A 26,220-nucleotide genomic window follows, 5' to 3' on the forward strand; every position below is an offset into this window, starting at 1 on the left:
GGGGCAACCGGCCTCCCCCGGCGGGAGAAGGGGGCAGGGGCGATGAGGGGCAACCGGCCTCCCCCGGCGGGAGAAGGGGGCAGGGGGGATGAGGGGCAACCGGCCTCCCCCGGTGGGAGAAGGGGGCAGGGGGGATGAGGGGCAACCGGCCTCCCCCGGTGGGAGAAGGGGGCAGGGGGGATGAGGGGCAACCGGCCTCCCCCTCCCCCGGCGGGAGAAGGGGGCAGGGGCGATGAGGGGCAACCGGCCTCCCCCGGCGGGAGAAGGGGGCAGGGGGGATGAGGGGCAACCGGCCTCCCCCTCCCCCCGGTGGGAGAAGGGGGCAGGGGGGATGAGGGGCAACCGGCCTCCCCCTCCCCCGGCGGGAGAAGGGGACTGGACGGAAGTAACCGCTGCCAACAGATAATAATAAGGAGACTCCATGTCTACAACTGCCAAAGACCTCGGCGATGGACTGATCGCGCGCTGGTCAACTGCTGCCGATCAGGAGCGCATCGGCGAACTTTTTGGTCACGTGTTTCGCCGCACTGCCGACGATCCGCCGAACGAGCGCATGATTGCCTATACCCGCCATCAGATGAGCGGTCAGCACCCGTTGATCGGTCCAAACGACGTGGCGCTGGTTGAGGATACGCGGAACGGCGCGGTCGTTGCAGCAACGGCAGTGATGCGGCAGCGCTGGGAGTATGCCGGCGTCCCGTTCACCCTCAGCCGCGCCGAGCCGGTCGCTGCGCACGAAGAGTACCGCAACCGCGGTCTGGTGCGGGCGACGTTCGACCTGATGCACGCGCGCAGCGCCGAACAGGGCGATCTGGCGCAGTGCATCACCGGCATTCCCTATTTCTACCGTCAGTTTGACTACGAATTCGCCGTCGATCTTGGCGGCTCGCGCATGGTGATGCTGGCAGCGATCCCTGACGCCAAAGAGGGTCAGGCAGAGCCGTTCACGCTGCGCGACGCCACGCTCGACGATATGCCGCAGATTCGGATGCTCTACGAACGCGAGCGTTCCCGTCCCGCTGGCGGGTCGCCCATCCTGGTGTCGGCGCCGTTCGACCACGACCACTGGCGCTGGACGCTGACCGGGCAAACGGCAGAGGCGGGCGAAGGGTGGAACACGCGGATGATCATCCGCGCCGACGGTCTGACCGTCGGGTATGTACTGACCGGGCGGGTGCGCTGGAGTCCTGAGAAGGCGCGGGTGCTGGGGATGATGGTCGAGCCGGGGACGCCGCTGACCGCCGTCGTCCTGCCGGTGCTGCGCGCGCTGCGCGCGATTGCGCCGACCATCCCGGTGATCCCGCCGAAAGCAGGCGAGCCGCATGCGCTGGTTTTTGTCCTTGGCGCCTCCCATCCGGTGTATGACGCGCTTGGGCATGACCTGATCGCCAAACGCGAACCGCCATACGGCTGGTATGTGCGCGTCCCCGATGTGCCGCTCTTCCTGCGCCACATTCGCGCAGTTCTCGAACGCCGTCTGGCAGGGTCATTCCTGGCGGGGTACACCGGCGAACTGAAGATCGACTTCTACAAAGGCGGACTGCGCATGGTCTTCGAGCAGGGACGGATCGCCTTCATCGAACCGTGGCAGGCGCCGATCTACGGCGATGAAGCCGGCGCAGGCTTCCCGCCGCTCGTTTTCCTGCAATTGTTGTTCGGGCGGCGCAGTCTGGAAGAACTCGACGCCTGGCACGATGATGTATGGGCGGACGACGAACCGGCGATGTTGCTGAACATTCTCTTCCCGAAACAGCAATCGTGGGTGCTGCCATTGGACTGATTGATCGCTCAATCCAACCGCTTCCTGAAGCGCAGCGAGGCGATGGTCAGCAGCGCGACGCCGAATGCCGCCAGCGCCAGGATCTGCGGCAGCAGCGCCTCGATGCCGACCCCTTTGATGATGATGCCGCGCACAACGACGAGGAAATAGGTCAGCGGAATGACTTTGCTGATCAGTTGCAGCACAACCGGCATCGCGTCGATCGGGTAGATGAAACCGGAGATGAACACTGAAGGGAGAAGGGTCAGGAACGACAACTGAAACGCCTCGAACTGCGTCCGCGCAATCGTCGAAATCAGCAGTCCGAGCGCCAGCGTCGAAACCAGGAACAGACACGCAATCGCAACCAGCAGGAACAGGCTGCCGCGAATGGGGACGCCAAACCAGAGCGTCCCCACCAGCAGCACCTCGCCGACGACCAGCAGTTCAACCACGGCGTAGGGCAGGATTTTTCCCACCATCAGTTCGTAGGGGCGAATCGGGGTGACGATCAACTGTTCGATCGTGCCGCGCTCGCGTTCGCGCACGACTGCCGAAGCGGTCAGGAGCGTCGCCTGAAACTGGAGCACCAAACCAATCAACCCCGGCACCATGAACACGGCACTGTCCATGTCCGGGTTGTACCAGACGCGCTCCCGCACCTGCGGCGCGCCCGGCATCGTCGCCGCTGTGACGCCGCGGCGCGCCAGCGTCTCCTCGCGCACCCTGGTCGCCAAGGAAGCGCCGATCAGCCGCGCTGACGCCAGCGCACTCGACGCAACAGATGGATCAGAACCGTCGAGGATGAACATGACGTCGGCGTTCCGTCCGGCAGTAACGGTGCGCCCGTACTCTGGCGGAATGACCAGACCGGCGCGCGCCTGACCGCGGTCGATCAGCGCCGTCAGTTCCCGTTCCGATTTGACATAAGCGTAGACGGTAAACTGACCAGACTGCACGAAGGCGTCGATCAGCGCGCGACTCTGGCGGGTGCGATCCTGATCGAAAATTGCCAGCGGCACATTGCGCACATCGGTCGTCGCGGCGTAGCCGAGGATGATCATCTGGATCACCGGCGTCAGAAACGCAATCATGAGCGCGCGCCGGTCACGCAGAATATGGATGAACTCCTTGCGGATGATCGGCAGAATCCGGCTGATCCCCACCGGTGCGTTACTCCACAATCGCCTGATACGCCAGGACGCGAAAATCGCGTTGCGGCTCGTCGATACCCTGGTACTGCGTCATGAAAACGCCGACGAACGCCTCTGCCGGATCAACCCAGTAGTAGGTCGTCGCCGCGCCAGCCCACCCGAATTCGCCTGCCGTTCCCGGCATGCCCGACAGCCCGACATCCAGCAGCACCCGCGATCCCAGCCCGAACCCATAGCCGGGATAGGTAAAGCCGGCGATTTTCCAGGGAAGTAGTGCGGCAGGAATGTGGTTGGTATGCATGAGTTCGAGCGTCTTCCGCCCCAGGATGCGCACACCGTCGAGTTCGCCGCCGTTCGCCAGCATGAGCGCGAAGCGCATGTAGTCCTGCGTTGTGGAGAACAGACCGTGCCCGCCGCGCGCGAAGGTTTCCGGTCGATCCACCGGGTAGCTCTCCTGCGGATCGATCGGCTGCAGAATGCCCTGCTGCCAGTTGAAGAACATCTGGAGCACCGTCATGCCGTGAGCCCCAAGGTCGCCGACGCCATACATGGCCGCTAGGCGATGCCGCTGCTCCGGCGGTACGTAGAAATCGGTATCGACCATGCCGAGCGGTTCGAAGATCCGTTCGCGCAGAAACTGGCGCAGCGGCCGGTTGGCGATGATCTCGATCACGTGCGCCGCAACGTCGATCGATACGCTATAATGCCACTTCGACCCCGGATGGTACGCCAGCGGCAGGCGAGCCAGCTCCGCGACGAACTGTTCCAGCGTCCGGCTGGCATCGCTCATAAGCGCGTGCTGGCGGTACAACTCGCCGACTGGCGAATCAATCAGAAAATCGTAGGTGAATCCGCCGAGGTGCGTCATCAGGTCGCCGATCGTGATCGGGCGCTGCGGCGCGACTTCTTTATCCTGTTGCAGCACCTTGACGTTCGCAAACGCTGGAATGAACGTCGCCAACGGTGTGATCAACTGAAACCGTCCCTCTTCGTAGAGGGTCATTAGAGCAGTACAGACGATCGGCTTGGTCATTGAGTAGATGCGGAAGATTGCATCACTGCGCAGCGCCTCATCGGTCTCTTTGCTCATGCGCCCGACCTGTTCGGCATACACGATCTTGCCGCGCCGCGCCAGCATCATGCTCGCGCCCGCGATAGTCCCACGTTCGATCCAGCGCTGCATCGCCGGGCGGATGCGCGCCAGCCGGTCCGAACCGATGCCGACGCTTTCGGGGGTTGCAGTAACATCGCTCATGGATGGTCTTCTCCTGTGGCTATCAGCGTGGGCTGGAAGAGTACACCGATACGGACGGCTCAAAACCGATCCTTATGGATCGAGCCATGCCTCTGCATACGGCGTCTCTGCGCCTTTGTGTGCGTGTCTGCAAGGCATGGGGATAGACAGGATATGGTGTTCCGGTTAGCGCTCCCGCCAGAACTCCAGCATCGCGCCGTCGTCGGTCTGCACAGTCGTGCGCTCGACCTCATAGGTGTGCAGGCGACCTCCGGCGTCGGGCAGCGTCACCTCTGCGCGCTGTTCGGCGTCCTGGCCGATGCGCTGCATGCCGCGCAGATGGAGGCGCTGGCGCAATTCGGCATACGAACGTCCGACGAGGTCACGCGGATGCACTCCGGCGATTCGGTCGGCGAAGAAACGATTGACGGCAAGCACCATATCGTCACCGTCGAGCAGTAATATCCCCTCCGGCAGGTGATCGAACACCACGCGCAGAATGTCACGGCTATTCTGCACCTGACGGGCGCGTTCGGCGAGCAGGCTTTCGAGCAGGCGCGCATCGCGGCGCAACGCTTCCGCCTGGCGCATCCCGGCGCAGATCGCGCCCAGGGTGCCAGCGTAGATCGTCAGATTCGCCCACATCTCCGCCGAAAGCGCCGGTTCCTCCGCTATTGCGCGGTAGAGCACCGCCACCCCCACATCCTGCCCCATGCGCGAAAGCGGCAGCGCAATACACGACGGATAGACGTCGCGCTCGCCGGGTGCGCTGATCATCGCCTCGGCATCAAGCGCCCGCCGGGCGCATTCGGCGATGTGTTCGAGCGCCGACGGATCGGGCAATGCGGCGCCTGAGGGTGCAATCGGCGTGAGCGTGCCGCTCTCATCGAGCAGGAACAGGACGCCGCCGTCCAGTCCGAAGACCTCAATGCTCTGCTGATGCACCAGCGCCGCCAGTTCTTCATAGGAATGCTGCACCGTCAGGAACTGCCCGATGGCGTGCAAGGCGCCGACCGTGCCGACAGGCGCCGGACCCAGTGAGTCCTGCAAGGCGACCGAGAGGCGTGAGAGGGTGACAGCACTGCCCTGAAGTTGTTCGTTGGCTTGTTGGAGACGGGAGACCAGTTCGAGCGCATCGGCGCTCGAGAGACGACTCAGGTCGGCGATGTCCATCTCAAGCCTCCTTGCTCTGAGCAGGGTTCGATCACAGACGCATACTCGCATTGTACCATGCCTGCAAGCAGGGTGTTATCCGTGGTGTGGCACACGAACAGCGCGCTTGCCAGAGAGATACGCCGGCATATGGTATACTTAACCTGGCGGCTTTATTTGACATAACCATGTAGTTGACAACCGAACGTTTGCTGCTCCGTGAATTCACACCCGAAGACAGGCCCGATGTCTACGCATACCGCTCAGACCCGGAGGTCGTGCGGTATTTGCCGTTTGGTCCGGCGAGCGTGGAAGAGGTGCAGGATCATCTGACGCGCTGTATGGCGCTGGCGCGCAGTCATCCGCGCCGTGTGCACGAACTGGCGGTAGTCGTGCGCGCCGAAGAGCGGGTCATCGGCAGTTGCGCACTGGCGCAGCTTGACTATGAACCGCGCCATGCGTCGTTCATGGACCTGTTCAACCGGCGCTTTTGGGGGCGCGGTTATGCCACCGAGGCGATGCGCGCGCTCTTTGAGTACGGTTTCGAGGTGCTGGGGCTGCACCGCATCGCCGACACGTGCGATGCGCGCAATGTGGCGTCGGTGCGCGTGATGGAGAAACTGGGCATGCGGCGCGAGGCGCACTACCGCGAGACAATCTGGGATGGCGCAACCTGGCGCGACGAGGACGGCTACGCGATCCTGGCGCGTGAATGGCGCGCACTTAAAACAACATTAGTTCTCTTATGTTGTTTTATTGAAGGATGTACGGGGAGATCAACGAAACAGTAGCAGGTTGTAAACCTGGTGTCGCCATTTGTTTCCACGCCAGCATGCGCCGCCGTGCTACCCTGACAGCAAATGCGATCATCGTTGGCGCCGTTGGCGTGGCGCTGCGAGGAGGCGGAAACGTATGAAACAAGTCCTTATCATTCATCTTGGCGAAGGCGACATGGTTGCGCCGGTCACCTTTTTGAACCAGGACGTCGAGGTGCGTCGCATCGGCTGCGGCGGCGACATTGCGCGCGCGCGCGCCCTGATTGCCGAATACGACGGTGCTGTTGACGCAATTGGATTGGAAGGCATGCCTGCCATCCTGCGCCTGGGCAACGCGCAGGCACAGCATGTCATCGGCGCCGATCTGCCCGCCGCCGCGCGGTCGACGCCGGTCGTCGACGGCAGCGGCGTGCGTCCGGAACTCGAACGCTGGGGCGTCATCCTTGCCGAGCGCGCCCATCCGCTGATCTTCAACCAGAAGCGGGTGCTGTTCGTTCCCGGCGTCAATCACGAAGGGCTGGCGCAGGCGCTGGCGCGCCGGAGTTCGGCGCTGCGCTTCGCCGACCCGCAGATCTTCTTCGGTCTGCCCGATGCTCCGGGCGTGGGTAGTGCACAGACCCTCGATCAGGCGGCGGCGCCGACGCTCGAGGCGCTCAGGGAGGCGTCGTTCGAGGCGCTTGCCGGCATGACCGGCGCGCCGCACCATCCAGGCAGTTTTGTCTGGGCGGACATTCTGGCGGGGAATATCGCCGCCATCCGCCGCTTTGCGCCGGAACGCCTGGATCGGAAGATGGTCATCGTCGAGTCGGCGAGTGATGACGACATTGCCGATCTGCGCGCGCGCGGCGTCGAAACGCTGATCACGCTCATGCCGTCCCTCAACGGCAAAGGCGAGATTGCACGCCACTCCGCCGCCACCATCGAGACGCTGCTGGCGGCGCTGCGCCCCGACCCGCAGGCGCCGCTCACCGAGGATACGTACCTCGACCTGCTGGCAGACCTGGATTGGGCGCCGGCGGTGGTGACGCTTCAACCGGAAGCGGCCGGCATCAATAAGTTTGCGTTTGTGATCCACCCCTTAAGCGTCAAGTTCATTCACGATTATCCGCCATTTTACTGGACGCGCTACGTTCCCGATACGATCGTCGAAGCCGCCGCCGCCTACGTGCCGCCGGTCTACGTCGGCAAGATTACCGGCGGTCGTTCGCCGACCACCGGGCAGCGGATCGAGGGGTATCTGATCTCGCTCGGTGCGACGCCGCGCCAGATGATGAAGCACAGCCCGCGCTTCACCTATAATCTGCTCAACCAGGCGGCGCACCTCGCCGAACGGCTCGGCGCGCGCATCATGGGTCTCGGCGCCTTCACCAGCGTCGTCGGCGATGCGGGCATTACCGTCGCCAACGAAGCCGATATCGCCATTACCAGCGGCAACAGCCTGACCGTCGCTGCAACGCTGGAGACCGCCAAGATTGCAGCGCGCATGATGGGGTATCACGACCTGAGCCGTGGGCGAATTATGGTCATCGGCGCGACCGGATCGATCGGCTCCGCCTGTGCGCGGCTGGCGGCGCAGGCAACCAAGGATGTCGTGCTGGTCTCGATCGAACCGGAGAAACTGATCGACCTGAAGCGCCTGATCGAGCGCGAAACGCCGGGCGCGCGCGTGGTCATTTCGACCCACGCCAACAGTCTGGCGGGTGAGTGCGATCTGATTATCACCGCTACCTCCGCCTTCGGTCAACGGGTGCTCGATGTGACCGAGTGCAAGCCGGGCGCGATCATCTGCGACGTGGCGCGCCCGCCGGACATCAACCCGGCGGAAGCGGCGCTCCGCCCTGATGTGCTGGTAATCGAAAGCGGCGAGGTGCTCATTCCTGGCGATGTCGAGATCGGATACGATATTGGGCTGCCGCCGAAGACAGTCTACGCCTGCCTGGCGGAAACATCGTTGCTGGCGATGGAGGGACGCTTCGAGGATTACACGCTGGGGCGCAACATCACACCCGAACGGGTCAAGGAGATCTACCGGCTCTTCCGCAAGCACGGCTACCGGCTCGCGCCGCTGCGCTCCTTCGAGGAGTACATTACCGAAGAACAGATCATGCACAAACGCCAACTGGCAGAGGAGTTGCGCGCCGATCCCGAATTGTTCGCGCGCCGCAAGGCGGAAGCGAAGGAGCGCTTGAAGTCGCTTCCAGAGATGGCAAAAGGCGTGCGCGCGGCGCGGCGCGGCAAACACTCCGCCGCCTGGGGATGGGCCGGCGTTGGCGCGGTGGCGCTGAGCCTGATTGCGCTGCGCCGGCAGGCGCGAATACAGGGGTGACATGCAACCGTTGATTCGGATGGCAATCGGCGTAGCGCTGGTGCTCGGGGCGCTGTTACTGGCGGCGAATACGCTCGGCAGACCTCCCAGCGGCGCACCCAACGGCGGTCCCGTCGTCGGTGATGCTGCGCGCGGTCAGATCGTTTTCGAGCGCGCCGGGTGCAGCGCCTGCCACACGACCACCACCGAATTTCGGGTGGGGACGGGGATGGCAGGGGTGTTGCAACCGGAAGGACCGGTCTACCCGCCAGGGGTGGATTACAGCGGCATGCTCCCCAATGGCGCGCCGCGCACCGAAGAGAACGTCGCCGCCTTCATTCGGACGACCAACCAGGGGCAGATTGGCGTGATGCCGGGGCGCGCCCTGAGCGACCAGCAGATGGCTGATTTAATCGCCTATCTGCGCACGTTGACGCGCTAACCCCCATGTGGTGACGGTCACATATAGCCCGCGCGCCGCTGGCGCGACTGCAGCCAGGGGCATCGGCGGCGCACGTGCGTCCCGCGCCGCCCGCGTGACCGTCACCGCTCCGCGCGCGCCGCGCTCGGCACCTCCAGGATGGTGACGGTCACGTTCCGCGCGCGCGCCGGTGATGCTGACGCCGCCAGGGGCATCGGCGGCGCACGTGCGTCCCGCGCCGCCCGCGTGACCGTCACTGCTCCGCGCGCGCCGCGCTCGTGATCCTCACCGTTCGAGCAGGAACGACCGCAGCGCGGCGTGGTACGCTTCCGGTTGTTCGATCATCGGAACATGGCCGCACTGCTCGATCAGCGCCAGGCGCGGTTGGCGCATCGCCTGCGCCGCTGCCTGGAGCGACTCCGGCGGCATAATCTGGTCGTGGGCGCCGCCAATCAGCAACGCGGGCTGTGGCGCGCTGCGGAATGCATCGAACACCTGCGGATCGCCGACGCTCACAAACGCCATGAGATGCGCCCGCAGGTCCATCTTCGTCAGATCGACGATCCCTTCCTGGAGCATCCACTTCTCGCGCAGGCCGTTCTCGATAAAGCGCGCCGCCATCATCTGCGGCAGCGGCGGGACGCACAACAGCGCCGTGGCGAACGGTCGCCAGAGTTCGACCCACGGCGCGATCAGGTTGAGCCACGGATATCCAACGCGCAGCGTCAGATCGAGCGGCGCACGCGCAAGTGCGAAGATCATGCGCTCGATCTCATTCCCGATGGCGCCCAGCGACGTTATCACCAGGCGCTTCACCCGCTGCGGCTGGCTGGCTGCCAGCATTACAGCTACTGCCGCGCCATACGAGTGACCATTGATGTCGAACGTCGTCAGACCAAGCGCATCGGCAAACTCAAGGACGGTCTGCGCCTGCCGGGCGACCGTTCCCGGCTCAGGCAGCGCCGGCGAGTCGCCAAACCCCGGCAGATCGAGCGCATAGACGCGGAAATCAGCCGACAGATCCGCCAGGGTGATGAGCCAGTAGCGTGACGACGCCGCCCAACCGTGAAGCAGAATGAGGGGCGGACCATGCCCGGCGGCGCGGTATGCCAGCGGACCGTGCGATAGTTCGATGACCTGCGGGGCGCCGATCAGCTCACGCAGGAGCGTCGAAGGCGATGATGCAGCGGTTGAGTCGTGGGTGGACAGACGCAGCCCCTGACCGCGGCGCAGCGTTTCGTCGCCTGTTTCAGCCGCAGGAACGTCGGCGTCGGACGACGTGATCGACAGGCGCAACCCCTGCCCCCGGCGGATGGGCATCTGGTTATCGGAGGAGTGTTCGGCGCTCATCTTCACCTCTCGTAGTTCAATCGCGACTCAAGTTCGTCCGCCAGCGCGCTATACGCCAGCGCGCCTGCGCTGCCGGGGGCGTACCGATGGATCGGCACACCGGCGGTCGGCGCTTCGGCAAGTTTGACATTCATCGGGATGACGGTTTGAAACACGAGCGCACCATAGCGCTCACGCACCTGCCGCTCGATCTCGTGGCTCAGATTCGTGCGACGGTCGGCGAGGGTGCAGAGCACGCCGCCGATGGCGAGTTCCGGGTTGATCTCACGCACCAGGTCGATCGTCTGCTCAAGTTGCGGCATTGCCTTGAGCGCATAGGCGTGCAGTTGCAGCGGCACGAGCACGCGCTGCGCGGCGGCGAGCGCATTAAGCGAAAACAGGCCAAGCGACGGCGGCGGATCGATCAGAATGTAATCGTAGGTCTCACGCGCGGCGCGCAACGCCTTGCGCAACAACAACTCGCGCCCGACACGCCCGGCAAGTTCGAGTTCCGCGCCCGCCAGCAGCAGAGACGACGGTATCAGGTCAACGTCGTGATCGGTGGTGACGGTGGCAAACGCGCTGCCGCGCTCCGGGTTGAGCAGCACCTCGTAGACGCTGTACTCCAGCTGCGACGGATCGACGCCAAGCCCTTGCGTCAGGTTCGCCTGCGGGTCGATGTCGATGAGCAACACGCGCCGCCCGCGTGCTGCGAGCGCCACACCAAGACTGAGCGCGGTCGTTGTTTTGCCGACCCCGCCCTTCTGCATTGCCAGCGTAAGAATCGATCCCATAGATTATGTCGCCTTGAGAGGGGAGGTTCCAGTGCGGCACAACGTGCTCCTGCGGCTATTATAGCACGTGCGTGGTGCACCGCGTCACACCGCCGGACGCGGCAGGGTGAAGATCTCGCCAAGACGGGCGTACTCGTCGCCGCTCAACCGTGCTATCGGGTTCAACCGCAGCGGATCGACCGTCCCATCGGGGCGCAGCAGGTCGCGGCGAATATGGAAGCGCACGACCCGCCCGATGATCATGGTGTAACTGCTGCCCTCGACCGGCACGATCTGCGTGACTTTCACCTCCATCGCCACCGGCGCGGCTGCAACGCGCGGCGGGCGCACATCGACCGACGGCGCCGCTTCGAGGCCGGCGCGCTCGAACTCGTTCTCGCCATACGCCCAATCGCCGGAGGTGATGTTCATCTGCGGCGCCAGTTCTTCGCTGACGATGTTCAGCACCATTTCACCGGTTTCGGCAGCGTTGCGCAGCGTATCTTTGATCGCGCCAGCGCGCCGGCTGACCGAGATCATGACGAACGGAACCGGTCCGCCAACTGCGTTGAAGAACGAGAACGGCGCCAGATTGATCGACCCGTCGGCGCCGATGGTCGAAGCCCAACCAATCGGGCGCGGCACGACGCTGCTGATCAGCAGACGATAGGCGTCGCGCGGCGCCATGGCTTCGGGAACGAAAGAGACGGTATCCATTATGTCTCCTATCACAATGGCATGTATCACGCGCTACCGATTATACGGCTCATTATACTGCCATGTCTGTTATGTCAGGGCAGGTCTCAGCCCCGCCCCCGTCAGGGCGGATCTCAGCCCCGCCCCTAGCTGTGCTACAATCTCTGGAGAGGATGTTCAGAAGGCAGGTGGGAACACGCTCATGCGGCTGCGTGTCTATATCGGACGGACGCCGGAGACAGCACGCGAACGGATCGAATTGCGCGAACGGGCGCTGATGGCGGCGCGCACTGCGCGTCAGTCGCCAACCGAAGGGACATGCACCATTGTGTTCAATATCGCCGCCGGCGCCGAACCGCCGCTGGCGCAGATCGACCTGCTGATCCTGCGGGCAACGGCGGTGATCGTCGGAGTGCTGCGCTCCTATGCAGGTCCCATTGATGCGCCGCCGGGAGGGGTCTGGCGTGATCGCGCCAGCGGTCAACCGATCCTCGAAGAGGACGGGACGCATCCGCTGCACCGTTTACGCCGGCAACGCAATGCGGTTCAGATGAGCCTCAACGCCGCCGCCGCCCGACTCGGCATTGCAACGACCGACCCGCACCCGTTCAAGCACGTGATTGGCGCAATCGTCGGTGTTCCGGCATTGCCCGCCGACTCGCGCATTTCGCTCGATGTCGATGATCACCGCGATCATCTGAAAGTGTGCAGTTTCGACGAACTCCCCGGCGTTGCGGCAATGTCGCATAGCGGCGTAACGCTGTCGGACGAGGCGATCCACGCGATTGCCGGTGAATTGTTCGGCGGTCGGCTGTGGTACGACGACCGTTTCCTCTTCGAACTGGTGCCACCGCGGTTTCAGGCGTCGATTCATGCGCCAGGAAGCACACCGCTATTGGTTCCAATCTACGAAGGGGAGACCATCGTGGGGCGCAGAAAGTCGCCAAAGGGGAACGAGCGGCGTATTCCTATTCCCAACGATGATCTTGTGTCGAGCGATCATCTGTGCATCACGTGCAGCGACGATGTGCAGACGGTCGCCATTCGTGATTCCAGCAAGAATGGGACATGGGTGACGCGACCGGACGGGCTGGTGGAACATCTGCGCAATGCGTCGTGTACGGTTCCTGTGGGGACGCGCCTGCGACTTGGCACAACCGATCTCATTCTGGAGCGCGTATGAGCAAACGTTTCTGGCTGCTGAAAACCGAACCCGACTGCTACGCCTGGAGCGACCTGGTGCGCGACGGTCGAACGGTCTGGGATGGCGTGGCGAACAATGCGGCGCTCAAGCACCTGCGCGAGATGCAACCGGGGGACGAGGCGCTGATCTACCACACCGGCGACGAGCGGCGCGCCGTCGGGCGGGCGGAAGTGATCAGCGCGCCCTATCCCGACCCGCAGCAGAGCGATCCGCGCATGGTCGTCGTCGATGTGCGCCCGCTGGCGCCGCTGCCGCATCCGGTGACGCTGGCAGACATCAAAGCCGACCTGGTATTCGCCGACTTTGCGCTGGTGCGTCAGTCGCGTCTTTCCGTCGTGCCGGTGACCGAAGCGCAGTGGTGCCGGTTGCTGGCGATGGCCGGCGCCGCGAGCGACGAGCCGTGAAAGGTCATTGATCAATCGACAGCCCCACCCGCCCGGCAAGATTGGTGAACGTGGCGCGCGCCGCTTCCGAGGTGAAGCCCCAGGCGACCAGCGTGAAATAGTTCGAGAGCCAGTCGCTGCCAAACGTCGGGTTCTGGATGTACAACTCGTTGTACCCCGTCCAACCCCAGAGGGTGATCAGGATGAGGAACTGCGCCAGGCGAAAGCTGGAGAGCCGGATTTGCGCCCACGGCAGATTCGCCGGAAAACGGGCCACAGCGGTTTGCTGTGCGGCATCTCGCACAGATTTCGGAAAATGCATCGCAAGCCGAGGGATTTGCCGCGCAACCTCTTCCATCACTGCCGTCGGACCCGCCGCCGGACCTGATCGACCGCCGAGCAGCGCCGACTCGGGTGCGCCTTTCGGCAGCAGCGTCTTGAGGTCGCTATTGAGACTGGTTATGGCGCCGTCAATCTCCTGGAGCGCGGTCTGGTCGTCTGGCAGCAACACATCGATCTGCCGCCCCAGGTGATCGATCTGCGCCTGATACGGTCCCTTCTCCGCCGGCGTCAGCGCCGTGGCATCGAGAATCTTCTGAAGATTCTTATGTCGAGCAGCAAGATGCAGAAAACCGTTGATCCGCTCAATTACCTCATTCAGACGGTTCTGCACATCATTCAAATCCTCGACAGTCGGCGTTGATCCCTCGATCTGATCGAGGCATCGCTGGATTCCAGCCGCGTATGCCGGTCTTCCCTGCGCATCGGGTTGCAGCATGGCGCGCGCCTGATCGATCTGCGCCTGAAGCGCGCGCCACGACTCGAGCCAGCCAAGCCAGCGCGTCAGCAGCTTCTCCGCCTCGTCATACTCCTGCTGCGCTTCCGCGAGTTTTCCCGTCCGCACCCAGGCTTCCGCCAGATTGAGACGCTGGCGCAGCGCGCGACGCACGGCATCGGGCAAACCGGAAGTGGCAGTCACCCGCGCCGCCAGGCGTTCTATCCGCACTGCCAGATCGTCACGCTGCCGCCCGCCGCCCAGGTAGGTCGAGATTAGCGCTGCAACCGCCACCCCGCCGATCAACGCGACGAACGGCGGACCCGGCGGGTCCTTGATCGTGACCGTGACCGGGATTTGCAGCGATGACGGAACGCCATCGGCGTCATAGTTCAGCCAGATCGTGCCGTTGTACGCGCCGCTGCGCGCATTGGCGAACGACACCGTCGCCGTCAGCGTCAGCGGTCTGCCCGCCTCGACGCGCGCCGGCAGCGGCGAGACAGTGATCAGACCGGTGATCGTTGCGGCATTGTCAACTCGCACAAAATCGGAGACCAGCACTTCTGCGCCGGAAATGGGAGTGGCGGCGCTGATGAAGAGAATCCGCTCCTGCGGCGGGTCGCCAAGCGTCCCGGCGACCGTCAGAGACGGCGGGTTGCTCGACGCCGTCTGCGCAGACACAGGCGCGGATCGCAGCATCGCCAGCGTTCCGATACCGGCGAGCGTCAGGATCAGCGCAGGTACAACCAGCAGCCAGCGCGCGCGGTAGGCAGGGAACATATCGTCTCCGTGAAACGGGCGGCATTGATGCACACAGTATACACGAAGTCGATTGGGCGGGCGAAGGCAGTGCCTTCGCCTACCCAATCGACTTTTGAAGATCAACAGAGAGTGCGCAAACGACAGCGCCTGCGGGTGGGCGACGGCACTGCCGTCGCCTACCCCTGTCTCTTCCACATCATCACCCCTGTGCTAAAGACGTCGCTCCCACCCTGTCGGACGGCGCGCCGTTATCGGCGGCCGCCGGCGCCCCCGAATCTTCGGACTCAATGCTCCGACGCCGCGCCACGCGCAGCACCTCGCAGACCTCGCTGCGTGAGTCGCACCTGGCACAGCCATCGAGTTCGTGGCTTTGATGGCTGGCAATAATCGCCTGCGCCGCGTCCCAAAAGATATGTTCCTCACCCACCATCTTCGTCAAGCCGGTGCGATCGAACATCGCGCGCACGGCCGGCTGCAACCCGCTGAAGTACACCTTGCCGCCGCGATGGTGGTGTTCCTCAACAATCTGCTGCAACGCCTGAATACCCATCGCATCGACCACCGGCACGCCGCGCATGCTGATGATCAGGGTATGATAATCGCCCGCCGTCTCGAACGACTCAAGGACCGTCGTAACGCTGCCAAAGAAGACCGGACCGGTGAGGTAGTAGACGTGAATTGCAGGGCATGCCGCCGGAAGATCGAACCCCTGCGCCCGGATTTTCTCCGGCTTCACCGGACCGCTGGCCACCGACGTGCTGACCGCCGACTGCCGAATGTAGAGCACCGCCGAAATTGCGACGCCAATCAGGATCGCCTGGGTGAGATCGAGCGCTGCGGTGGCGATCATGGTGATGATCATGCCGGCGATAGCGCCTCGTAGACGAGTACGCACAAAGAAATGGATCGACTCCCACTCATTCATGCGCCAGGCCGTCACGAGCAGCACGCCGCCGAGCGCCGCCAGCGGAACGCGGCCGATCAGCGGCGCCAGCGCCAGCGCACTGAGCAACAGCGCCAGTGAATGGATAATACTGGTCAAACGGGTGGCGGCGCCGCTCTTGATCGCCACACTGGTGCGCGCAATCGCGGCAGTTGCCGGAACGCCGTCAAAAAAGGGAATGATGAGATTGCCGACGCCCTGCCCGATCAACTCCTGGTTGCTGTCGAACTCCCCACCCGATATCGTCGCTCCGACCGTGCCGCACAGCAGGCTTTCAATCGCCCCCAGCGCCGCAATCGACACCGCTGCCGGCAGCAGGTCAGACAGGTGTTCCCAGGGGATGCTCTCCAGCGTCAGGCGACTGTCGAGCAAAATGGTGCGCGGAATATCGCCGATGACCGCGACATCCCACCCGGCGCGGCGACCGTCAGGCCCGCCAGCAGATCGCGCTGAAAATGCGCCATGTCGTAGGTCGCAAATTCCCGTCGCAGAATCTGGAACAGCGAAAATCGTTCCAATAACGCCATCATGCCTTCCCGTCCCTCCATTTCTCGAATGGTGGTCATTTCACAAACCAACCGCGTGACGGCTCTTTTTGCCTTCGGAAAAGGACGCTTGTCTCCTTTTGTGGGATGGCGCGGCGTCAAGAGCGCCATCCCACATCACGGACAAACGCCGAGAACAACAAAAGGCTCTTTCCGCCGATGCGGAAACGAGCCTTTCGGTATGCATGCGAAGTACGCTGACGGGTTCGGGCCGAAAGGTCGCCCTGGTTGCACACGCAACGTTCACCCCACACAAACGCTTCCCCCGCGCCCCGTCATCGGAGCTTCGGCATTCGATTGTCACAACGGATTACGTCGGGCTGACCTCGCTCAGGTGTTGCAGCACCTCCTGCGTGGTAATCAACTGATTGTTGAAAATCTCGCGCGCATCGTCCAGCAGGCGAAACACCGCCGGATCGCGCACGCGGTAATAGACGGTCGTCCCTTCCTTCCGCCCCTCAACGATGCCGCGGTTGCGCAGCACGGACAGTTGTTGTGACACGGTGGACTGATCGCACCCCAGGAGCGCCTGGAGTTCATTGACGCTCTTCTCGCCGTTGCGCAGATGGTCGAGAATGGCAAGACGCGCAGGATGACCCAAAGCCTTGAAGAACTCGGCTTTGAACTGGCGGACCGGGTCGTTCACACAACCGCCTTCTCTAAATATTCAAACATTGCAGTTTTAGAATATAACGATACTTATGCGACGTCAAGCGCGCCGCACAAAGACTCGACCTTCGACGGGGAAGGCGCCTCGCTTTCGGAGGGTGGTCTGGAGCAAGATGATGGTCGTGTGGAAGGCGCAGGAAAGGTGAAATATGCGTAGACTTGTCGGCACGACCAACGTGCAGTACACATATATGACTTCGCCGCAAAAAGCAAACCACGAAGGTCACTAAGGGACACCCAGGCAATGCGCTTCATGGTTCTTCCCCGTCGTGCGCTTCGGGTCCTTGGCGGTGAAGCCTTCCATGACTTCCACGAAGGTCACCAAGGGACACGAAGGACATGCACTTCATGTTTTCATTACCTTTGTGCACTTCGTGTTCTTGGCGGTTAAGCCGTAACCACGAAACCACGAAGGTCACCAAGGGACACGAAGGACATGCGCTTCATTATTCCCCTTCGTGCGCTTCGGGTCCTTGGTGGTTAAAGACATCCGCAGGCCGGTGGCGTCAGCACATCCTTCGCGCCCTGCCCGCCCAACTGTCTACTGCCGAAACCGCTCCAGTGCAAACGCAATTGCCTGTTGCAGAGTGCCGCGCGTCACAATATCGCGCATATCAATGCCGATATGCACCAGCGTCTGCGCAATTTCGGGGCGGATGCCGCTCAACACCACCTGCGCGCCGAGCAGCCGCACCGCATGCGCCGCGTGGAGCAGCGCCCCGGCGACCTGTGTATCCATCACCTTGACACCGGTAATATCCAGAATCGCCAGCGAAGCGTGGTGCTCGCCCACCCCCTGGAGCAGCGTGTCCATAATCTGCTGAGCGCGGGCGCTATCGACCGTGCCGATGATCGGCATCACCACTACATCGGACGAGATCGGCAGGAGCGGAGTGGATAATTCGCGTAATGCTGCGCGTTGCGCCTCGATCACCTGCTCCTGGATCTCACGCTCGCGCAGCGCGCGTTCGACCTTCTGCCGTTCCGAAATATCGCGCATAATGCCGGTGACGTAGGCAAGGCGCCCGTCCGCATCGTGGTGCGCCAGCAGCACCTGCGAGACCGGAATCTCCTCGCCGCGCGCGTTGAGCATCGCCAGATCGCCGCTCCAGTACCCGTGGCGATCCGCCGTCGGAATGGCTTCATCGTACATTATTTTCACCGCCCAGGCGGGATGAAAATCGGCGATCCGCATCCCGGCAAGATCGGCGTCGGACGAAAGACCGCGCAACCGCCGACCGGCTTTGTTCATATAGACGACCTGCCCCTGCGCGTCCGCCATGCCGATCACATCGGGCGTATTTTCGAGGATTTCCATCAGGCGCGTCGTCTGCTGTTCCGCTTCCTTGCGCCTGGTGATGTCCTGAATTGCGCCGACCAGTCCAATCACATGTCCGGCGGCATCGATGATCGGCGCCTTCGAGAATTGGACGAACTGACTGTCGCCATTGGCGGACTTCACCTCGGCTTCGTAGACCTGCACGGCGCGCTGGCGCATCAGCGACAGATCCGCCTGATGATACACCTCTGCCAGGTGCGGCGGCGCCAGGTCATAGGCGGTCTTGCCGATAATCTCATCGCGATTGCGCCCCAGGAATGCAGCGAACGCCTCGTTGCACCCGACATAGCGCCCCTCAGCGTCCTTGTAGAAAATCGGCACTGCCAGCGCATCGAGCACGCGATGCACCTCGAAGTTCGCCGCGAACGCGCCGGACGACGCCTCGGTGCGCGCCAGGCGTTCCTCCAATTCGGCGATGCGCCGGCGCAGACGCGCCAGTTCGGCTTCAGTTTCGTGGTTGATTGTGGTAAGCGACATGCAGGCCACCTCGTTGTGTCACACCGGCGCCCAAAGGCGCAATCACGCCTTATTGCGCCCAGTGTACTGCAATATCGCCTGGAAAACGACCATGGTTCGATTACAGATGCATAACCTTTTCTCAACCGTTCTGCAATGATCGCGATCGTAGAGATGAGGGGATAAGTTTGAGGGGGAGCGGGCATGCATTGTCAGACGGCATCCTGTGTTTCTCTGACGCCTGGAGCGACGCCCGGTTCGCAGTCCAGCCTCGCAGGGACTTTAGCGGAACAGGCGACGATCCGTTGACGCCGATCGCCTGGCAGGGGCGCTGGCTCTTCACCCACACGCAACGGAGTGCGACCAGTTCCTTTGTGAACGTCAGGGATGGGATCGCCTCGTGTTCACTGCTCTCCTGGTGCCTCAAACGCAGCCCAGATCATCAGCAGGAAGCTCAGGTAGTTGATCGGCGTGCGAATGGCGTTCAGGCTGTTCCACGTCGTGCGCGCGCTTTCCCAATCGGCAGGCGGAGCGGCGGGATCCCAGCTCAGCACGGCGTTGTTGATCGGCACATTGAGCACAATGGTGAACACGCCAACCCCAAAGAAAAAGAGCGTCCACCCCAGCGCCGTCAGCCGCCAATATGCGGTGTGGCGTTCCTTCCAGCGGCGCACCAGCGGATAGAGCGGCAACAGCATGGAAAGACTCGCCACCACAATGACGCCGGTCGGGAAGGCATCCAACGCGCGAATCAACCCCTGTTCCACCTTCGTGTATTCGGCGGCGCTCAGGGTCGCCAGCACAGGGATCACGCCCTGCTCGAAGGTGTAGAGTAAGCCGGCAAATAATCCAATACCAAAGGTGAACAGCGTGTGGACGATACGAATGCTTCGCACAGAATGCTCCCTTCTTTGCTCACCACAAGGGCGGCTCGAAAGTCTTCAGCGCCAGAATGATTACCACCAACACGCCCATTGCCGCGCCAACCTGATTGGAACGCCGCGCCAGTGCGCGGTACTCCGCATCTTCCACTCCCCTGGCTTCCAGCGTTTTGATCTGCTGACTGAGCAGCGGCGTATATATGCCATATGCGAGCGCCATCGCCAGCACATAGAGTCCAATCGCCACCCACAAGAATGGTGCGACCGGCTTGCCCATGGCAATCATCAGGGCGCCGGTCGCGCCGCCCGCCAGATAACAGGGGGTGGCCACATAATCGTCAAGAACCTTGACCCCGCGCAAAGCAAACGGCAGGCTGGCGGCATCGTTCGTGCCGCGCACAATCCAGATGGCGTAACTTGCGTTCAGTCCGACGGCCGTCATCGTGGTGAAGATATGCACAAAAACGAGGAGCGTGTAGAGCAGCGGTTGGGCGCCTTCAGGCGGCGGGTGCATGGCAAACCTCCATTGACGGGTGTCTATGCCAGGACTATAATCGAAACCGCCTGGACGGTCTATAGTAATTCGTCTATCTTTCTTTGCTTTTTGTCCAGAGTTATGGATTCGCTGACCCACATTTTGAACACGGTACGCCTGAAAAGCAGCGTGTACTGCCGCTCCGAGCTGGGATCGCCATGGGGATTGCACTTTGCGCCGTGTGCGTGCGCCGTCTTTCACGTTCTGCATCGGGGGAACGGCTACCTCCGTGTGGAAGGCGCCGCCGGATTGTCGCCGTTGCATGAGGGAGATGTTGTGCTCCTTCCCGGAGGCGACGAGCACTCCATTGTGGAAACGCCGGATGCGCCGCTCTTTCGCAACCTGGAACTCGACCAGTGGGGTGAGTGCGCCCTGATGCGCTGGAGCGACGCCCCCACGACGGTGATCCTGTGCGGTACGTTCGATTTTGAGCATATCGGAACGTACTCACTGCTGAAGCATCTGCCCCGCGTGGTGCGCATCCCGCACAGCGAGGGCAGCGCGCTCAGCAGCCTCCTGGCGCTGATGGCGTCCGAGGCGGAAGCCGCGCGACCTGCCAGAGAACTGGTATTGCGCCGCATGGCGGACGTTTTGTTTATTCAGATCATGCTGCACTGGGTCGAACTGCAAGGAGTGGAGCACAGCGGCTGGCTTGGCGCACTGCACGATCCCCTGATCGGCAAGGCGCTGGATCTGATCCACACCCAACCACAGCATCCCTGGACGGTCGCTTCCCTGGCGCGAGCAGTCGCCTGTTCGCGGTCGTTCTTCGCAGCGCGTTTTACTGCACTGGCAGGGGCGCCGCCGATGGAATATCTCCGGCGCTGGCGCCTGCAACTGGCGATGCGCCTGCTGACGGACCATGCCCGCGCCAGCGCAGGCGAGATTGCTGTCCGGGTCGGATATCGTTCCGAAGCGGCGTTCAGCAAAGCCTTCAAGCGCGAAATGGGCATTGCTCCGGGAGCATACCGGAAGCGATACGGCGCAACGCCGGAATGATCGCTTTATTGACGGTCAGGCGATAGCCAGGGTACAATGCACCTGAAGCATCGTCATCTGAACACATCGTGTCTGGTTGTCGATTGCGTTGTCCGGGAAAGCAGGAGTCCAGGGGGTCATGAAATTCGACCGTATAACGATTAACCCAGCACGCATGAACGGTCAACCATCGATTCGCAATTTGCGACTGACGGTTCGCCGTGTTATTGAATTACTGGCGCTCTACCCTGGTCGTAACGAACTGCATCGGGAATATCCTGAACTCGAGGACGAAGATATTCGCCAGGCTTTACTCTATGCTGCCGCGTGCCTCGATGATCGGGTTGTCGAATTGCCGGTAATGCATGAAACTACTGCTTGATCAGGGTCTGCCACGCACAGCGGTGGACCTGCTCCGGGCTGTCGGCATCGATGCCGTCCATGTCGGTGACATCGGATATGCCACAGCCGAGGATGCGACCATTTTGCAGCTTGCCCGAGATGAGCAGCGTGTTGTCGTCACTCTTGATGCTGACTTCCACGAGATTCTCGCTCTTTCGGGCGCTGCTGCTCCATCGGTTATTCGCATTCGAATCGAAGGCTTGCGGGCAGCAGCGATTGTCAGTCTATTGCAAGCGGTACTGACGCAGTGCCAATCGGTTCTGGAGCAGGGGGACGCCGTCACCGTTCAGGAGCGTCGGCTGGGGGTTCGCCGGCTTCCATTATTGTCATAACAACACTTGACTCCGCCATCGCTCGGCGGTACAATGATACAACGTCATGCGATGAGGCTCGCAGAACGCCGCGCGCCGGCTAATAGCCTCTACGGAAACGACCGTTTCGGTCTGCCGTAGAGGTGTTTGTTTGAAGGGGAGAAGCGTCTGTGAAACCGGCAGGGGGACGGATCGTGCTCAACAGCGCCCTCATCAACATCATCGCCATTGCCGTGGGCGCGGCAATCGGCGCCAATCTGCGCTACAGTCTGTCGCTCTGGGCGGCGCAGCGCTGGGGCGCTTCGTTTCCGTATGGCACCCTGATCGTCAATGTGATTGGCAGTTTTGTCATCGGGCTGGTGCTGGTGCTGGCGACCACGCGCCTGAGTCTGAGCGAACCGGTGCGCCTGCTGATCGTCACCGGGTTGCTCGGCGGCTTTACGACGTTCTCCAGCCTGAGTTTTGAGGCTTATTCGCTCATTATGAGCGGCAGCTGGCGGGCGGCGGGCATCTACCTGGCGAGCAGTTTCGGGCTTGGCATGGTCGGCGTCTTCCTGGGCGCCGGCGTCGCGCGGCTGCTGCCGTAGCAAGGAGGATCGACGTGGATCTGAGCGGCAGTGCACAGCAGGTCTGGATTTTTCTTGGCGAAAGCGATCAGTGGCATGGGCGTCCGCTCTCGCTGGCGCTCCTCGAACTGCTCAAGCGCAACGGTGTCGCCGGCGGTACGGTACTGCGCGGCATCGCCGGGTATGGCGCGCACAGTTTTATCCACACCGCATCGCTCGTCGAACTGAGCAGCGATCTGCCGATCATCGTGACGTTCGTGGATCGCCCCGACCGGGTGGCGCGGGTGATGCCCGAAATTATGAGCATGGTGCGCGAAGGGCTGATCACCACCATGACGGTTGATGTGCTCAAGTACACCTCGCGCGCGATCGGACCCTTCCCGGCGCATATGACCGTCGCCGACATCATGACCCGCCGGGTGGTCAGTGTCCATCCCGATACGCCGATTGCCGAAATTGTGGAACTGTTGATCAATCGCGCCCTGCGGTCGGCGCCGGTGGTCGATGACGAGAACCATGTGGTGGGCATTATCACCGACGGTGATCTGCTCACCCGCGGCGGCGCCGAACTGCCGCTCGCGTTGCAGCGTGAACTGTCGCTGGCGGAGCGCGCTGCAACGGTTGAGACGCTTGCCGAACGCGCCCACACGGCAGCCGATCTCATGACGCCCAACCCGGTCACGCTGCCAATGACGACGCCGCTGGCGGAAGCGGCGGCAATAATGGCGGATCGCGGCTTGAAGCGCCTCCCGGTGGTTGACGAGCAACATCGGCTAGTTGGCATGGTCAGCCGCTCCGATCTGCTCGCCACCGTTGCTGAGGGGTTACGGCAGCGCCCTTCCTCGGAGATTGCGTTGTCCGCCGCTGCCCCACGGAGCGTCAGCGAAATCATGATGACCGATATTCCAACAGTGCGCCCGGATACGCCGCTGGCGGAAACTCTCGACCGCCTGCTCGAAACCGACAAACGCCGCGTCGTCGTCGTCGATGAGCATCAGCGCGTCGTCGGCATCATCACCGACGGCGACGTGCTGCGCCGTGCGGCGAAGCGGGTGCGCCCCGGCGCGCTGCGCGCGCTGGCAGCCTGGTTTGGCGGTGGCGCCCGCCCGCCTGGTCTTGAAGTCGCCGCCGAAGGACGCACCGCCGCCGATGTGATGACCACGCCGGTGATCACGCTGCCAGCCGACGCGCCGATCACCGATGCGGTGCGGTTGATGATGACGCACAAGATCAAGCGCATCCCGATCGTTGACGCCGATGGGCGCTTTGCCGGCATGGTCGGGCGTGCCGGGGTGCTGGCGGCGCTCAGCCGGAGCGCGTGACGCCGATCAGCGCAATCGCAGGCGCGTGATCAGTCCGTCAACGCCGCCAACATATGCGATGAGCACGCCCAGTGCAGAGACGAGGCAGGTCAGCGCCGTGACGCTCTGACAGGCTATGTCCTTCACAACATGTGGATGCAGATCGACGACGCCTTCGATGAGCATCAGGCAGTCTGCCAGCCCAATGACCAGGGTTGTATCAGTCACGCATGCCAGCGCATTGATTGGTTGATCGTCTGTGGCGACTCCTGGAATCTCACTCCATCTTCTCCCTTTATCGTGCGAAACCAGTAGCGCGCCGCCTTCCGTTCCGGCGTACACTACGAAATCTTGGGATGAAGAGGGTGATGCCGCCAGGCAGAGTGCCAGATCGCTCTCGCGGAAGAATGCCGACATGCGCCACGAACGGCCGCCATTTGTGCTGACGAAGACGCCTGTTTCGGTTGCAGCAAACACTGTTTCATCACCTGCGAATGCCGGGGAAATCGCCAGATCGATAATGCGGTGATCCAGCAAACCAATATTCCACGGCGTCCAGTGTTCACCACGATCAATCGAGCGAAACACCCCATCTTCGGCTGTGCCCGCCAGGACAACGCCGTCATGCGCATAGTCGGGAGAGACGACGAGCGCCGTCACGAGCGGCGATGGGCGCGGCAGAATGCTCACACACTGCGGTGTTCCATCGGTGGCGAGACGCGCCACGTATCCGTGACCGCCAGCGAATACGGCATCCTCTTCAGGTGCGACTGCCAGAGCGGTGACCGAAAACGATTCACCCGCCATCGGCGCTACCGGCAGGGATGTCCAGACTCTGCCATCGCTGGAAGCGACCAGACCAGACCGGCGACCGGCGAACAGCACTCCTGCTGCTGCCGCCAGCGCATAGACCGGATCAGGCTCATCGAATGCGGTATTCATGGTTCAACTGATGCGGGAGGCGAACGGCGGTACACCTGCGCCTCGATGGTCAATGCCAGCGCCGCGCTGCTGCCAGCCGCGCGAACGGCGGCGATCAGCGTCTCAACCGGGTCGAGGACCCCGGCGCAGCGCATGTCTGTCAACTGACCGGAGCGTGCATCGAGACCATATCCTGCTGGCAGCGAGTCGAGCATCCTGATAATGGCATTGGAGTCACAGCCCGCGTTGGCGGCGATAGCACGGGCAGGCGCCGCCAGCGCGCGCCGCCACATGGCGCATGCCGCAGCCGCATCATCATCGGCGCCCATGGTGCGCACTGCTTGGCGACATGCCAGCAGCGCCGCGCCGCCGCCAGGAACGACGCCGGAGCGTAGTGCGCCACGCAGAACATGCACCGTGCGCTGCACCAGCGCGAGACAGGCGGAAGTTTCAGCAGTCGTGGCGCCGCAGACCCGCACAACCGCGCTGCCGCCGCGCAACCGCCCGATCCGTTGCTGGAGATCGCGGCGCGTTAACGGATTGGCTGCACGCTCGAATGCACGACGCAACGTATCGAGATACGAGCGCAATGCACGTGGATCGCCGTTGCCGCGGGCAAGCCCAACATGGCTCGCACTCGCCCAGGCGCGCCGCACCCGCCCCAGATGCGCCGGCGTGATGGCAGAGAGCGCCGCGCCCGCCTCGCGGCGCAGCGGGAAGCCGCCGGTCAATACGGCGATATCTTCGAGCGCCGCAACCTGCTCCTCACGCCGCAACCCCGGCACGCGCACCGCGAATGAGGAAAGAACGCCATTGCGACGGTTGATCTCTAGCAACGCATGCGCCTCGTCAGCGAGATGATCGACAATCAACACAAGCGCTTTCGCTCCCAACGCCAGCGCCTGCTTCATGGCAGGGAGCAGATCGTGAGGGTTGGCGACCTCCAGATCACTGATCGCCACCACCGCCTGTTCCAGTTCAATCTGGCGAGGGATGCCTTCGGATTGAGGGCGCGGCGAGAGGATGGTGCTTTCATACACCATGCCCTCCGTATATTCCCGCTCGATCCCAGAGCGAATGCCGGAGCGTATGTCAATGCATCCCTCGGCGCCCATTACGTCCAGGACCTCGCCAAGAGTTGCGGCGATGAGCGGATCGGCGCACAGGCTTTCGGCAACACTCGTGATCTGCTGGCGTCCTTCGAGTGGCATCGCCTGTGCTGTCAGCGCCACGCAGATCGACTCCATGGCGGCAATGAGATGGCATCGCAGACGCAGCGGGTCGCTGCCGGCGGCGACATGTCGCATCCCCTGCTCGATCAATTCCTGGAAAATGACCGCAGCCGTGGCGGCGCCATCACCAACATCTTCGTGCAGCCGCCAGACCATGTGGCGCACAAACATCGCGCCCGGATCGGCGTATTCGTCCGCCAGCCGCACTACCCGGCGCGCAATTAACCCGCTGCTGTCGAGCCATTCTGGTTCGCGCCCGATGCCGCGCTCCGGTACGACCAGCACACCGCGCGGAAATGGACCGAGCGTCGGGCGCAGCGCAGCCGTCATGCAGCGCACACCGCGTAAAAAATGCTGCCACGCTGCGGGCTGAAACAAAACATCCGGTCGCTGAAGCATAACGCCCTTTGTCTTCAGA

The 26,220-nt window shown here is 62.9% G+C and carries 26 protein-coding genes and 1 riboswitch; of the genes, 11 read left to right on the forward strand and 15 right to left on the reverse strand.

The features are described 5' to 3' along the window. The first annotated feature begins 421 nt into the window (after positions 1 to 421). On the forward strand, positions 422 to 1,780 hold the full coding sequence (locus AC3EA7_RS22065) for a GNAT family N-acetyltransferase (protein WP_488616236.1): 1,359 nt from the start codon (positions 422 to 424) through the stop codon (positions 1,778 to 1,780). Positions 1,781 to 1,788: 8 nt separating this feature from the next. Here AC3EA7_RS22065 and AC3EA7_RS22070 read toward each other — a convergent pair whose 3' ends face one another. From AC3EA7_RS22070 to AC3EA7_RS22080, 3 genes are all read right to left on the reverse strand, one after another. After that, a complete protein-coding gene (locus tag AC3EA7_RS22070; protein WP_488616237.1) occupies positions 1,789 to 2,925 on the reverse strand; it encodes an ABC transporter permease in 1,137 nt (378 codons plus the stop codon). A 7-nt stretch (positions 2,926 to 2,932) separates the two neighbouring features. Continuing rightward, a complete protein-coding gene (locus AC3EA7_RS22075) occupies positions 2,933 to 4,168 on the reverse strand; it encodes a serine hydrolase domain-containing protein (RefSeq protein ID WP_488616238.1) in 1,236 nt (411 codons plus the stop codon). 165 nt (positions 4,169 to 4,333) lie between these two features. Continuing rightward, on the reverse strand, positions 4,334 to 5,320 hold the full coding sequence (locus tag AC3EA7_RS22080; RefSeq protein ID WP_488616239.1) for a PAS domain-containing protein: 987 nt from the start codon (positions 5,318 to 5,320) through the stop codon (positions 4,334 to 4,336). A 173-nt stretch (positions 5,321 to 5,493) separates the two neighbouring features. Here AC3EA7_RS22080 and AC3EA7_RS22085 point away from each other — a divergent pair, with 173 nt between their 5' ends. The 3 genes from AC3EA7_RS22085 (at position 5,494) to AC3EA7_RS22095 (ending at position 8,822) form a co-directional block, all read left to right on the forward strand. Further along, a complete protein-coding gene (locus AC3EA7_RS22085; protein WP_488616240.1) occupies positions 5,494 to 6,090 on the forward strand; it encodes a GNAT family N-acetyltransferase in 597 nt (198 codons plus the stop codon). Positions 6,091 to 6,211: 121 nt separating this feature from the next. Next, positions 6,212 to 8,401, forward strand: coding sequence for a serine carboxypeptidase (locus AC3EA7_RS22090; protein WP_488616241.1), 2,190 nt, complete (start codon positions 6,212 to 6,214; stop codon positions 8,399 to 8,401). 1 nt (position 8,402) lies between these two features. Then, positions 8,403 to 8,822, forward strand: a complete 420-nt coding sequence (locus AC3EA7_RS22095) for a c-type cytochrome (protein WP_488616242.1) — start codon at positions 8,403 to 8,405, stop codon at positions 8,820 to 8,822. Between the two features lie 264 nt (positions 8,823 to 9,086). Here AC3EA7_RS22095 and AC3EA7_RS22100 read toward each other — a convergent pair whose 3' ends face one another. The 3 genes from AC3EA7_RS22100 to AC3EA7_RS22110 form a co-directional block, all read right to left on the reverse strand. Beyond that, positions 9,087 to 10,151 carry an alpha/beta fold hydrolase gene (locus AC3EA7_RS22100; RefSeq protein ID WP_488616243.1) on the reverse strand — a complete coding sequence of 355 codons (1,065 nt, stop codon included), beginning with the start codon at positions 10,149 to 10,151 and terminating at the stop codon, positions 9,087 to 9,089. A 2-nt stretch (positions 10,152 to 10,153) separates the two neighbouring features. After that, the gene (locus tag AC3EA7_RS22105) at positions 10,154 to 10,924 is read right to left on the reverse strand and encodes a ParA family protein (protein WP_488616244.1); all 771 of its coding nucleotides are present in this window, start codon (positions 10,922 to 10,924) and stop codon (positions 10,154 to 10,156) included. Positions 10,925 to 11,008: 84 nt separating this feature from the next. Continuing rightward, positions 11,009 to 11,620 (reverse strand): flavin reductase family protein, encoded by a 612-nt coding sequence (locus AC3EA7_RS22110; protein WP_488616245.1) that lies wholly within the window; start codon positions 11,618 to 11,620, stop codon positions 11,009 to 11,011. Between the two features lie 181 nt (positions 11,621 to 11,801). Here AC3EA7_RS22110 and AC3EA7_RS22115 point away from each other — a divergent pair, with 181 nt between their 5' ends. Together AC3EA7_RS22115 and AC3EA7_RS22120 are read left to right on the forward strand one after the other, a co-directional pair. Next, entirely contained in the window at positions 11,802 to 12,782 is a 981-nt protein-coding gene (locus AC3EA7_RS22115) for an FHA domain-containing protein (RefSeq protein ID WP_488616246.1), read from the forward strand. After that, positions 12,779 to 13,207, forward strand: coding sequence for an EVE domain-containing protein (locus AC3EA7_RS22120; RefSeq protein ID WP_488616247.1), 429 nt, complete (start codon positions 12,779 to 12,781; stop codon positions 13,205 to 13,207). The genes AC3EA7_RS22115 and AC3EA7_RS22120 overlap by 4 nt, the downstream gene beginning before the upstream one ends. Before the next feature lie 4 nt (positions 13,208 to 13,211). Here the strand turns inward: AC3EA7_RS22120 and AC3EA7_RS22125 are convergent, their stop codons facing one another. The 7 genes from AC3EA7_RS22125 to AC3EA7_RS22155 all read right to left on the reverse strand — a co-directional run bounded on the left by AC3EA7_RS22125 (position 13,212) and on the right by AC3EA7_RS22155 (position 20,070). Further along, entirely contained in the window at positions 13,212 to 14,741 is a 1,530-nt protein-coding gene (locus AC3EA7_RS22125; RefSeq protein ID WP_488616248.1) for a hypothetical protein, read from the reverse strand. Between the two features lie 181 nt (positions 14,742 to 14,922). Beyond that, complete coding sequence (locus AC3EA7_RS22130) at positions 14,923 to 16,038, reverse strand: SulP family inorganic anion transporter (RefSeq protein WP_488616249.1); 1,116 nt, start codon at positions 16,036 to 16,038, stop codon at positions 14,923 to 14,925. Further along, positions 16,020 to 16,232 (reverse strand): hypothetical protein, encoded by a 213-nt coding sequence (locus AC3EA7_RS22135; RefSeq protein ID WP_488616250.1) that lies wholly within the window; start codon positions 16,230 to 16,232, stop codon positions 16,020 to 16,022. Before AC3EA7_RS22135 ends, AC3EA7_RS22130 begins: the two co-directional genes overlap by 19 nt. Positions 16,233 to 16,379: 147 nt before the next feature. Continuing rightward, positions 16,380 to 16,513: riboswitch (cyclic di-AMP (ydaO/yuaA leader) on the reverse strand. An 8-nt stretch (positions 16,514 to 16,521) separates the two neighbouring features. Then, complete coding sequence (locus tag AC3EA7_RS22140) at positions 16,522 to 16,857, reverse strand: ArsR/SmtB family transcription factor (protein ID WP_488616251.1); 336 nt, start codon at positions 16,855 to 16,857, stop codon at positions 16,522 to 16,524. Between the two features lie 564 nt (positions 16,858 to 17,421). Beyond that, complete coding sequence (locus AC3EA7_RS22145; RefSeq protein ID WP_488616252.1) at positions 17,422 to 18,696, reverse strand: PAS domain S-box protein; 1,275 nt, start codon at positions 18,694 to 18,696, stop codon at positions 17,422 to 17,424. Positions 18,697 to 19,079: 383 nt separating this feature from the next. Continuing rightward, the gene (locus AC3EA7_RS22150; RefSeq protein ID WP_488616253.1) at positions 19,080 to 19,571 is read right to left on the reverse strand and encodes an anthrone oxygenase family protein; all 492 of its coding nucleotides are present in this window, start codon (positions 19,569 to 19,571) and stop codon (positions 19,080 to 19,082) included. A gap of 19 nt (positions 19,572 to 19,590) precedes the next feature. Further along, positions 19,591 to 20,070, reverse strand: coding sequence for a DUF2269 family protein (locus AC3EA7_RS22155; RefSeq protein ID WP_488616254.1), 480 nt, complete (start codon positions 20,068 to 20,070; stop codon positions 19,591 to 19,593). Positions 20,071 to 20,172: 102 nt separating this feature from the next. Here AC3EA7_RS22155 and AC3EA7_RS22160 point away from each other — a divergent pair, with 102 nt between their 5' ends. From AC3EA7_RS22160 to AC3EA7_RS22180, 5 genes are all read left to right on the forward strand, one after another. Further along, positions 20,173 to 21,090, forward strand: a complete 918-nt coding sequence (locus AC3EA7_RS22160) for an AraC family transcriptional regulator (protein WP_488616255.1) — start codon at positions 20,173 to 20,175, stop codon at positions 21,088 to 21,090. A 118-nt stretch (positions 21,091 to 21,208) separates the two neighbouring features. Beyond that, on the forward strand, positions 21,209 to 21,451 hold the full coding sequence (locus AC3EA7_RS22165; RefSeq protein ID WP_488616256.1) for a DUF433 domain-containing protein: 243 nt from the start codon (positions 21,209 to 21,211) through the stop codon (positions 21,449 to 21,451). Further along, positions 21,435 to 21,803 (forward strand): DUF5615 family PIN-like protein, encoded by a 369-nt coding sequence (locus tag AC3EA7_RS22170; RefSeq protein WP_488616257.1) that lies wholly within the window; start codon positions 21,435 to 21,437, stop codon positions 21,801 to 21,803. Before AC3EA7_RS22165 ends, AC3EA7_RS22170 begins: the two co-directional genes overlap by 17 nt. 191 nt (positions 21,804 to 21,994) lie before the next feature. Further along, positions 21,995 to 22,369, forward strand: a complete 375-nt coding sequence (crcB, locus tag AC3EA7_RS22175; RefSeq protein WP_488616302.1) for a fluoride efflux transporter CrcB — start codon at positions 21,995 to 21,997, stop codon at positions 22,367 to 22,369. Between the two features lie 14 nt (positions 22,370 to 22,383). Next, a complete protein-coding gene (locus AC3EA7_RS22180; RefSeq protein WP_488616258.1) occupies positions 22,384 to 23,670 on the forward strand; it encodes a DUF190 domain-containing protein in 1,287 nt (428 codons plus the stop codon). Positions 23,671 to 23,676: 6 nt separating this feature from the next. On the opposite strand, the gene AC3EA7_RS22185 is transcribed toward AC3EA7_RS22180, so the two are convergent. Both AC3EA7_RS22185 and AC3EA7_RS22190 read right to left on the reverse strand, forming a co-directional pair. Continuing rightward, positions 23,677 to 24,591, reverse strand: a complete 915-nt coding sequence (locus AC3EA7_RS22185) for a WD40/YVTN/BNR-like repeat-containing protein (protein WP_488616259.1) — start codon at positions 24,589 to 24,591, stop codon at positions 23,677 to 23,679. Beyond that, positions 24,588 to 26,201, reverse strand: coding sequence for a TCP-1/cpn60 chaperonin family protein (locus AC3EA7_RS22190; RefSeq protein ID WP_488616260.1), 1,614 nt, complete (start codon positions 26,199 to 26,201; stop codon positions 24,588 to 24,590). The genes AC3EA7_RS22185 and AC3EA7_RS22190 overlap by 4 nt, the downstream gene beginning before the upstream one ends. Positions 26,202 to 26,220: the final 19 nt, after the last annotated feature.

This window comes from Roseiflexus sp., assembly GCF_057785375.1.

Bases quoted from the DNA above. Each gene is read 5' to 3' on its own strand.
- AC3EA7_RS22095 (WP_488616242.1), top strand. From the start codon at position 8,403: ATGCAACCGTTGATTCGGATGGCAATCGGCGTAGCGCTGGTGCTCGGG.
- AC3EA7_RS22160 (WP_488616255.1), top strand. From the start codon at position 20,173: ATGGATTCGCTGACCCACATTTTGAACACGGTACGCCTGAAAAGCAGC.
- AC3EA7_RS22165 (WP_488616256.1), top strand. From the start codon at position 21,209: ATGAAATTCGACCGTATAACGATTAACCCAGCACGCATGAACGGTCAA.
- AC3EA7_RS22185 (WP_488616259.1), bottom strand. From the start codon at position 24,591: ATGAATACCGCATTCGATGAGCCTGATCCGGTCTATGCGCTGGCGGCA.
- AC3EA7_RS22155 (WP_488616254.1), bottom strand. From the start codon at position 20,070: ATGCACCCGCCGCCTGAAGGCGCCCAACCGCTGCTCTACACGCTCCTC.
- AC3EA7_RS22125 (WP_488616248.1), bottom strand. From the start codon at position 14,741: ATGTTCCCTGCCTACCGCGCGCGCTGGCTGCTGGTTGTACCTGCGCTG.
- AC3EA7_RS22100 (WP_488616243.1), bottom strand. From the start codon at position 10,151: ATGAGCGCCGAACACTCCTCCGATAACCAGATGCCCATCCGCCGGGGG.
- AC3EA7_RS22135 (WP_488616250.1), bottom strand. From the start codon at position 16,232: ATGACCACCATTCGAGAAATGGAGGGACGGGAAGGCATGATGGCGTTA.
- AC3EA7_RS22090 (WP_488616241.1), top strand. From the start codon at position 6,212: ATGAAACAAGTCCTTATCATTCATCTTGGCGAAGGCGACATGGTTGCG.
- AC3EA7_RS22110 (WP_488616245.1), bottom strand. From the start codon at position 11,620: ATGGATACCGTCTCTTTCGTTCCCGAAGCCATGGCGCCGCGCGACGCC.
- AC3EA7_RS22080 (WP_488616239.1), bottom strand. From the start codon at position 5,320: ATGGACATCGCCGACCTGAGTCGTCTCTCGAGCGCCGATGCGCTCGAA.
- AC3EA7_RS22075 (WP_488616238.1), bottom strand. From the start codon at position 4,168: ATGAGCGATGTTACTGCAACCCCCGAAAGCGTCGGCATCGGTTCGGAC.
- AC3EA7_RS22105 (WP_488616244.1), bottom strand. From the start codon at position 10,924: ATGGGATCGATTCTTACGCTGGCAATGCAGAAGGGCGGGGTCGGCAAA.
- AC3EA7_RS22190 (WP_488616260.1), bottom strand. From the start codon at position 26,201: ATGCTTCAGCGACCGGATGTTTTGTTTCAGCCCGCAGCGTGGCAGCAT.
- AC3EA7_RS22145 (WP_488616252.1), bottom strand. From the start codon at position 18,696: ATGTCGCTTACCACAATCAACCACGAAACTGAAGCCGAACTGGCGCGT.
- AC3EA7_RS22120 (WP_488616247.1), top strand. From the start codon at position 12,779: ATGAGCAAACGTTTCTGGCTGCTGAAAACCGAACCCGACTGCTACGCC.
- AC3EA7_RS22115 (WP_488616246.1), top strand. From the start codon at position 11,802: ATGCGGCTGCGTGTCTATATCGGACGGACGCCGGAGACAGCACGCGAA.
- AC3EA7_RS22065 (WP_488616236.1), top strand. From the start codon at position 422: ATGTCTACAACTGCCAAAGACCTCGGCGATGGACTGATCGCGCGCTGG.
- AC3EA7_RS22170 (WP_488616257.1), top strand. From the start codon at position 21,435: ATGAAACTACTGCTTGATCAGGGTCTGCCACGCACAGCGGTGGACCTG.